We start from the raw sequence: 5,960 nt of genomic DNA, 5'->3' as shown, positions 1-5,960 counted from the left end.
GGCCGTCGGCCCGGGCCCGGCCGGCCCCCGCCCTCAGCGGCCGGTTCACCCGCCCTCCTACGCGTGAGCGCGCTCGGCCGCGCGCAGGCAGGTCTCCCGACGGCTCCGTGCCTCGGAGTCGTCGGTCACGGCCAGGACCGCCTCGAAGTCGGCCACGGCCTGTTCGAAGCTGCCCGCCGCTTCGTGCACCACGCCCCGGTTGAACCGGAAGTCGGGCCGGCCTTCGAGGTCCACCGCACGGTCGAAGTCGGCCAGCGCCCCGGCCAGGTCGCCTTCCAGGAAGGCGAGTTCGGCCTTGATCGCCCACGCCTCGGCCAGCTCGGGATCGAAGCGCAGGGCCTCGGACAGGGAGGCGCGCGCCTCGGCCGTACGGCCCTCCTCGCCCCACAGGCGTCCCCGCAGACAGAGCAGGTGCGGGTGTTCGGGGTCGAGCAGCAGTCCGGCCGTCACGTCGTCCAGTGCGGCCCGGTCCTCGCCCCGGTCGGCCAGCAGGCCCGCGCGCGCGAGCAGCGCCTCCAGGTGGCCGGGCTCCAGTTCCAGCGTCCGGTCGAAGTCGGCCCGTGCTCCCTCGGTGTCACCGAGTTCCATCAGGGCCTCGCCCCGGTTGTAGTGCGCCTCGGGGAAGGGCGGTTCCAGGGCCAGGGCCCGCTCGTAGTCGGCGATGGCCTCTTCGATGCGGCCCAGGCGGCGCAGCATGCTGCCGCGGTTGAAGTAGTGGTCGGCGAAGTCGCTGTCCGCGTCGATGATCGAGGCGTAGTCGGCCAGCGCCTCCTCCAGGCGGCCGCTCATGCCGTTCACCTGGGCCCGGTTGTAGCGCAGGCCCACGCGGTGCCAGGTCCGCTCGCCGATGCCCAGTTCGCGGTCCAGCCGCTCGATCCCCTCGTCGAGCAGCCGCAGCGCCTCGTCGGGCCGGCCGGCCCTGACCTCGACCAGGGCGAGCCCATTGCGGTTGAACACCGAGTAGAACGCGCGCTCCTTGAGGTCGGGCAGCAGGTCCGAGATGGCGATGGCCTGGTTGACGTACGCCCTGGCCCGCCGGTCGTCGCGCAGTTCGGGCGGGAAGTGGCGGGCGTAGAGCATGCCCGTCTCGTAGGCGAGGGCCATGTGGTGCTTGGGCACGGCGGTCGCCGCCCGCGCCTCCTCCTGGACCGCGGCCGACTCCTCCGGCCGCCCGGCGGCGGCCAGGCACACGCCCGTCTCCCGGGTGAAGGGCCACCACAGCTCGGGACGGGTGACCGGGTCCGCCCGGTGGCGGCCCTCCTCGCCCATCTCTGCGGCGGCGTGGTAGAAGCCGAAGTACTTGCAGCGGGCCTGGGCCCACCTCAGGGCGTCGAGACCGGCTCCGTCGCCGTCGCTGCCGCGCAGCAGGTGGTACGGCAGGGCGCCGAGCTTCAGGGACGGTTCCGCCTCCGCCCGGGAGGCCAGTGCCGCGGCCCTGCGGTCGTGCAGGCCGGCGCGCTCGGCGTCGCCGATCGCCCGGTACGCGGCGTGCGGTGCGGGGTCGTCGTCGACACAGTCCCCCTCGACGTACCGGGCGGCCTCCTGGAGCGGCGTCCGCGTACGGCCGTCCGCGCCGTCGGGCCCGGGGCCGGAAGCGGTGCCCGGGCCGTGGATGCGGGTGGTCCGGGTCGCGAGTTCCGAGGGGAGGGAGACCGAGACCATGCCGGGAGGGTCGGCGAGGGTGTCGGTGTCGGTGCCGACGACGAGGGTCAGCAACTCCGCGGGGATGCGCCGCAGCGCGGCGGCGAGGAACTCCCGGTCGGTGACGTCCGCGTGGTGGACGTTCTCCACCACGAGGGTGCGCGGACCGTCCGCGCCGCCGGGCAGTGCGGCGAGCAGGAAGTCCACGAGGCCGTGCGCGACCCGCAGCGAGTGCAGCCGGGCCGGGTACCTGGTCGCCTCACCCGGCGCCTTGGCGTTCTGCTCCAGCGCCCTCTCCTTCGCCGGCACCAGGGGCGCCAGCTCCGGCGTGCTCTCCTGGAGTTCGATGTAGTGGCGGGCGGCCAGCTCCGGCCGTCGGCGCAGCGCTTCGGGCGCCACTTGACGCAGCAGCTCACCGGCCGCCGTGTAGGGGCCCCGGAGGCGCCGGTGCGCGTCCACGACCGTCAGCGGGGAGGGCAGTGCGAGGCCGGCCCGCAGCAGGTCGCGCTCACGGCGCCGGGGAGCCGATATCCAGTAGTGGCCGGTCATGAACGTACCTTTCACGGGGGCCGACGGGGGGCGCGTCAGTCGATGACGTGGTGGGTCCTGGACCGTCGGGCGCGCACGCGTTCCCTGGCGGCGATCCAGAGGGTGAGGGCGATCTGGCCGAAGGTCAGGAACAGGAAGGCAGAGGAGTCAAGGAGTTCGGTCCAGCTCGACCCCTCTGCGGCGCCGAAGCGGTCGATCGCGCCGGAGACCATCCGGACGAAGACCGGGGCGAGCGCGAGCACGAAGGTGCCGAGGCTGACGGTGTAGCCGGCCACGATGAGCCAGGAGTACCAGCGTGCCGCCCGGCGGTCCACCGGGTGCCATTGGGACTCGTCGGCCAGCCGGTCGGTCCGCCCGGTCCACCGCAGGAACCGGTTGCGCAGCAGGCGCACGGAGGTGGTGTGCAGGTCCACGCAGCCGAGCAGGGTCGTGATCAGTACGTAGACGTCGGTGCGGAGGTAGAGGAAGAACTGCCACAGCAGGCGCAGCAGGGCGGCGAAGGCCAGAGCGAGGCACACCCGGCTGGTGACCGTTTCGGCCCCGCCGGGGCCCCGGGACACGTCCGCCACCGTGATGAGCAGGCCGAGGAGGACGCAGTCGGCGACCATTCCGGCCACGATCGGCAGGTAGCGCTTCCTGCGCTCGACGGCGACCAGGCCGTCCAGGGCGGTTTCCACCACCAGGAAGTAGAAGCGGTACGAGAGCCGGGTCCGTGAGCGGACGCCGAGCCGTCGTGCGGCCAGGGCGTGGAACGCCTCGTGGACGGCGATCAGGGGAACGGCGGCGACCAGCAGCACGAGGCTGATCACCGCGTAGTAGTCGCTGAACAGCAGGTCCTCGGCCGTCGGAACGAGGTCCGGCGACTGGAACGTGCGCAGCAGCGCCCAGGCCACGACGAGGGCGTAGCAGACCCAGGCGAGCGGCGAGAACATCGCGCGGCCGAGCCGCTGCCAGCGCACCGGCTCCGCTTCCGCGGGCTCCTCGCCGTCCTCGCGGACGAACCCCAGCTCGCGCAGGGCTCCGATGATGTCCTCCACGTCGACCTGCTCGCCGTACTCGGCGGCGTACCAGTCGGCGGCCTGCGCCGGTGTGGCCCCGTCGGCCAGGCGGCGCACGAGGTGGGCCCCGTCGGTGGGGAAGATCGCGTAGGAGTCCGTGTCGGGCCGGCCGATGGTGACGTCCTCGCCGTCCTCCAGGTAGACCAGCGTGTGGAACGGCAGCGGCGTGTCGGCCGTGCTGCGGATGCCGTGCTCCGGCATGGGGTCTCCCTCGGCTTCCGGTCCGGACCCGGCACGGGCGGGGTGACCGCCTTCCCGGGAGGCGCCGTCGTGCCGGGGAGGCGGCCTGGGTCGCCCCGGGCCGCCCGCAGGCACGACGGCGCCGTGGCCCTGACGTGCTAGGGGCCAGGGCTCAACTGATCGGGGATCAGTTGGGGTTCGTGTAGACGCTGCAAGCAGACGAGGTCAGGCGGACCGGACCGGCCTTGCGTACCTGGATCTTCTTCATCAGGACACCTCCTTCAACCAGTGGATGATGCGGACGGGCTCATCCTGGCGAGGGCCGCCATCGTTTCCCCAAAAGGCCGCCAAACCGCCTCACGAGGCGTGCGCGCGTCCCGGCACGCCGGGGAAACCGGGGAGAACGACGGGCGGCCCGTCCCGCGTGCGGGACCTGGTGAAATCCAAGGGGTTTCCAGCCCGTCCCTTTACCGGACGGAAGGTGTCGCCGCCCGCACGGCGACTACCATGGGACGCACTTCGGACACACTGCGTAAGGGAGGCGTCATGCTGGGTCTGGTTCCCGGCGCCAAGCCCGATCAGGGTGGGAGCGCCCTGGGACTCGGCGAGATCAGTGCGCACCCCTGGGTCTTCAAGTGCATGGGACGCTGCTACAGCGCCGTGAACTCCGGCGGCGCGGTCGTCATCCAGGACATCACCGACATCACCCGGCCCTTCCCCGCCGGCAGGGCCGAGCCGTCCTCCGACGCACTGTGGAGCGTCCACACCCCCCGGGGTCTGCTGGCCGGCCGCACCGGTGGCACCCTGCACGCGGTCGCGGTGCTCCGGGAGGCCGCGCTGCCGCCCGGCGCCGCCGCGCCGGGGGCCGAGGCAGGGTTTCACAGCCCTCAACAGGCTTTCTGATCAGGAGAGTTGGGGCGCGACCGCATAGCGCAGGCCGTCGTAGCGCAGCCGTACGGGTTCCCCGGGGCCGGATCCGTACCGGTGGGGCCGGCGCCCTGGCACCGTGACCTCGATGGCGATTCCGAGGACCTCCGCGGCGGCGGCGAGATCGGCCGGGCCCGCCAGCAGCCAGCGGAGGTGCTGGAGCGGAGTGAGGCCCAGCTCCCCGACGCTCAGCGAGCCTCCGAGCAGCACCGCGTGGGCTGCCTGACCGGCGGTCAGAATAACGTCCGTGCCCGCGAGTTCGGCCACGGGGACCTGCCGGCGGCGGTCGAGCAGCCCGTTCCCGTCGCCGAGCGCCGCGAGCAGCACCTCCGCGAAGGAGCCGTGGCCGGTTCCCCCGACGGGGAGGGTCTCCCCCCGGTCGGGTGCTGTGCCGGTGGCCTCCGGCCCGGTCGGGGGCCGGTCCGCCGGACCCGGGAGGAGGGGCCCGGCGGCCCCGGGCCCGACAGCGGGCGGCGGGGCAGCGGGCAGCGGTGCCGGGACCGGCAGGGGGCGGGCGGGGTCCGCCACGGCGAGGCGGTAGTGGCGGTCGTCCAGGAACAGGACGACGTGGGGGACGGGGGCTTCCGGATCGTCGACGAGCCCGCGGAGGCGGTGGGATCCCGCGCGCCGGCCGGGAGCCGGGGCCCGGGAGGCGGCGGCCGCGGGTGCGGGGTCGGGCAACGCGGGGTCGGCAGACGCGGGGTCCGCAGACGGGGAGGCCGGGGACGGGGACGCGCGGGGCGTGAACGTCTGGAAGGTGCCGTCGCCGCGCACCACGGTCACGTCGACGCCGAAGGTACGGGCGGCGAGGAGGGGCAGGAGGTCGGCGGCGGCGTGGTCCCAGCCGGCGTCGTCGTCGGCGTCCCCGGGCCGTTCCAGCTGGGCGGTCCCGAGGACGGCGCGGGCTGCGCCGTCCAGGGCGGCGGCGTGCGGGACGACACCGAGCTGGTCGAACTCCCGGCGGCCGGGCGTACCGGCGGCGAGGTCCGGGGCGGGCCCGGTGGCGTCGATCTCGGCGGCGGTGAAGACGTCGGTGTCGTCCGGGGCGACGACGGCGAGGAGGTCGGCGTCGGCGGGGTCGGTCAGGCGGGCGGCGATGAGCCGGCGCAGGGCCCGGGGGGTCCGCAGGTCACCCGGGTCGATCGTGTGCCGGGCCAGGAGCTCGGGCGCCGTCCTGGCGAGCCCCTCGGCGAGCGCGTGGAAGAAGGCGTCGCCGTCCCGGGGCACCTCGTGCACGGTGTACGCGGCGCCGTCGGGCGAGGTCAGCCGGGCCCCGTCGGCGGACGGGGTGTAGCGCGGCACCAAGGGCGGCGCGGCGGCTCGCGGGGGCCCGGGAGGGGGCGTGTACGTCACCGGCGCCGGCTCCGCGAGGCCCGCGAGGCGGCGGCGCCCTTCGGCGGTGGCGGCGAGCTGGTGCCAGCGGGTGAGCCGGTCGGTGGCGGCGCGCACCCGGCCGAGTGCGGCGGCGGCGGTCTCCGCCGTCCGGGCGAGGGCGTCCAGTTCGGCGCGGCGGGCGTCGAAGGCGACGTCGGCCGCCGTGGACCGGGCGGACGCCCTGGCGAGGGCGGCGCGGGCGGTGGCCTCCGCGCGGGCGGGACCGGTGAG

General features: G+C 74.8%; 4 protein-coding genes. 1 reads left to right on the top strand and 3 read right to left on the bottom strand.

Going from position 1 to position 5,960, the window contains the following annotated elements; translation table 11 throughout:
• Nucleotides 1–57: 57 nt before the first annotated feature.
• Both ABT106_RS30740 and ABT106_RS30735 read right to left on the bottom strand, forming a co-directional pair.
• The gene (locus tag ABT106_RS30740; RefSeq protein ID WP_351284010.1) at nucleotides 58–2,190 is read right to left on the bottom strand and encodes a tetratricopeptide repeat protein; all 2,133 of its coding nucleotides are present in this window, start codon (nucleotides 2,188–2,190) and stop codon (nucleotides 58–60) included.
• A 35-nt stretch (nucleotides 2,191–2,225) separates the two neighbouring features.
• Nucleotides 2,226–3,449: a zinc metalloprotease gene (locus ABT106_RS30735; RefSeq protein ID WP_351284008.1), complete on the bottom strand. Its 1,224-nt coding sequence runs from the start codon at nucleotides 3,447–3,449 to the stop codon at nucleotides 2,226–2,228.
• Nucleotides 3,450–3,974: 525 nt separating this feature from the next.
• Between ABT106_RS30735 and ABT106_RS30730 the strand changes: the two genes are divergently transcribed.
• Nucleotides 3,975–4,331, top strand: coding sequence for a hypothetical protein (locus ABT106_RS30730; RefSeq protein WP_351284005.1), 357 nt, complete (start codon nucleotides 3,975–3,977; stop codon nucleotides 4,329–4,331).
• Here ABT106_RS30730 and ABT106_RS30725 read toward each other — a convergent pair.
• Nucleotides 4,332–5,960: OTU domain-containing protein (locus tag ABT106_RS30725; RefSeq protein ID WP_502979531.1), on the bottom strand; the 1,629-nt coding region annotated here is incomplete at its 5' end.

This window comes from Streptomyces sp. NPDC002044 (assembly GCF_040296725.1).
Lineage (GTDB): Bacteria > Actinomycetota > Actinomycetes > Streptomycetales > Streptomycetaceae > Streptomyces > Streptomyces antarcticus.
This window is presented reverse-complemented; position numbering and strand designations above follow the sequence as displayed.

Coding starts and splice junctions, on each gene's coding strand:
- ABT106_RS30740 (WP_351284010.1), bottom strand. CDS start 2,190: ATGACCGGCCACTACTGGATATCGGCTCCCCGGCGCCGTGAGCGCGAC.
- ABT106_RS30730 (WP_351284005.1), top strand. CDS start 3,975: ATGCTGGGTCTGGTTCCCGGCGCCAAGCCCGATCAGGGTGGGAGCGCC.
- ABT106_RS30735 (WP_351284008.1), bottom strand. CDS start 3,449: ATGCCGGAGCACGGCATCCGCAGCACGGCCGACACGCCGCTGCCGTTC.